Annotated in this window: 1 protein-coding gene; it reads left to right on the top strand. The window is 68.0% G+C overall.

Going from position 1 to position 381, the window contains the following annotated elements; translation table 11 throughout:
- Positions 1-381: FAD-dependent oxidoreductase (locus AB4Y92_RS26430; RefSeq protein ID WP_441822319.1), on the top strand; the 381-nt coding region annotated here is incomplete at both ends.

Here is a 381-nt window from a genome sequence, read left to right on the forward strand (position 1 = left end):
CGTGATCACGGGCGAGGCTCGGTTTCGCGACCGCAACACCGTGCAGGTCGGCGATCGGGAGATCAGGGCACGACGTTTCGTCATCGCAACGGGTTCGCGCCCGGCACCTCCGCCAATTCCTGGCATCGACAAGGCCTCTGTCCTGACGATGGCATCCGTTCTCACCCTGAGCCGCCGCCCGGAGCGTCTGATCGTGCTCGGATGCGGTTCGGAAGGGGTCGAAGTCGCGCAGGCAATGCGCCGCCTCGGCAGCAGCGTCACGATCGTTGGAGCCGAGGACCTGCTTGCCGACGAGGACCCGGAGGCCGTGGCGCTGATCCGTCGCGCGCTGCTGCGGGACGGGATCGCGCTGCACGAACGGGCCGAGATCCTGCGTGTCGA

This window comes from Lysobacter sp. TAB13 (assembly GCF_052113885.1).
Lineage (GTDB): Bacteria > Pseudomonadota > Gammaproteobacteria > Xanthomonadales > Xanthomonadaceae > Lysobacter > Lysobacter gummosus.